The organism is Sulfitobacter sp. 1A15258, assembly GCF_043557045.1.
GTDB lineage: Bacteria > Pseudomonadota > Alphaproteobacteria > Rhodobacterales > Rhodobacteraceae > Sulfitobacter > Sulfitobacter faviae.
The window spans coordinates 1-1,558 of sequence record NZ_JBIFFK010000042.1 but is presented as its reverse complement, the minus strand read 5'-3'; the positions used below and the strand labels follow the sequence as shown (position 1 = coordinate 1,558).

Below are 1,558 nucleotides of genomic sequence, written 5' to 3'. Positions count from 1 at the left end.
ATCTGGCCCATCTCCGCGCGCTTTCCCAGACGGAACAAGTTCCGGTATTGCGCGACGTATCTGGCAAAGGACTCGCAGGCGGATATCCTTCCAGCGCTTGGCGCAGGCATATGGGGACCGGGGCACATATTGCGCGTACTCGGATACATACAGAGCTTGGACAGTTGGGGCCGGAAGGGGTGGAAATGGCGCTGGCTCTTACGGCTCAGCGCGATGCGCGATCCCAACTCGCCTACCAAGCGGCACAATTTGAAAGGGCGCAGCGGGCCAAGGGCCAATGCATGATTGACGGGCTGCTGGCGGAGGTGCTCGATCCGTAAGCGTTGGTAACGCTCGATCGGGCGCGAGCTGCGCATCGGCGACACTGAAGGGGCGCCGTTTGTCCGGCATCAGGACATGGTTTGAGTTTTGTCCGGATCCCTTTGGCGGCGTATTTGGTCTTGAGATGGTAAGTAGTGCAATCCTATCGTCGCATGGACGCTATGGCTTTTATGCGTCCTTCTATCCCGTCGAGGAGCTCATGGAATCCGTCGGAATGGTGTTCATTCTTTGTGTGGCTCTAAAGGAGCTTAGCCAGCATGGCCGGGGTTCGGACTTTCATCCTGCAGTAGCGTAACGCTCTGGCTTTGAAGGCGCGGAGCCGTTGTGACTGAACGACTGCGCCGCATCATATTCTACGTACGCCCTGGCGGTCCAACTCCTTGTGAATGGCAGCCAGATCAACGTTCTCCAGTTCCGACTGCGATTTGACTGCCTGAGCTGCGGCGATCCCGGCGCCTTGACCCGCGACAGCGCAGCACGCCATGTTGCGCGTCGCGGCGTGGGCAATACGGTCCCCCCCGGTTGCACGTCCCGCGACCAACAATCCTTTGATTTTTTTAGGCAGCAATGATCGATAGGGAATGTGCATGTAACGCCCCGTCGTCGGCAGGATGAGGATCCCATAGCCGTCGATAAATTCCGGATAAATACCGATGCTGTCCTCGAAGCGCGCTTCGTGGCGCACATCCGTTTCTGTCATATTATAGATTGCATCGATCTTGCGCGTGTCTCGGACCCCCAGCGTCATACCGAAGTTGCGCAGGCGGACGCCTTCGCATCCAGGCGCAAACCTGCGCAACGCTTCAATGGCCATCATCGCTTGGCGTCGGCCTTCGATTTCGAAGTGAGTAAGGTCCTTCGGGTCGGTCCCATCGCAATTGTCCAGATGGACCAGGTTCATATAGGTCATCTCACCGCTGTCGTGCACCGCGCCCCAAGTGCCTGCGATGGTGGTCAGATCAGCGGGGATGACCCCGGCTTTGCGCGCAGCTTCAAACGGCTTCTTGAGAAAAGGCGAAAACATCTCGTCTTCTTTGCCGTCGGTTTCGACTGTCCATTCGCCAGTGGACCAATCGGAATAGGTCTGCGGGTTGGCGTGCACCTCTTCCATAAACTTCTTCTTGTCCACGCCCGCGACGTGGAACATGACGCTTGCAGCTTGCAACTCTTCCCGAGGGGGGTGCGTGACGGGCGCTCCGGCGCGGTGGGCGATGTCGGCATCCCCTGTGGCGTCAAT

2 protein-coding genes are annotated in these 1,558 nt (G+C 58.3%); one reads left to right on the top strand and one right to left on the bottom strand.

What is annotated here, in order from left to right; genetic code table 11:
- The coding region (locus tag ACGYK9_RS19335) for a hypothetical protein (RefSeq protein WP_394415346.1) at nucleotides 1-320 on the top strand (320 nt) is incomplete at its 5' end.
- 347 nt (nucleotides 321-667) lie between these two features.
- Here ACGYK9_RS19335 and ACGYK9_RS19330 read toward each other — a convergent pair.
- Nucleotides 668-1,558, bottom strand: an 891-nt coding sequence (locus ACGYK9_RS19330) for an FAD-dependent oxidoreductase (RefSeq protein ID WP_394415343.1), incomplete at its 5' end; no start/stop codon positions are given.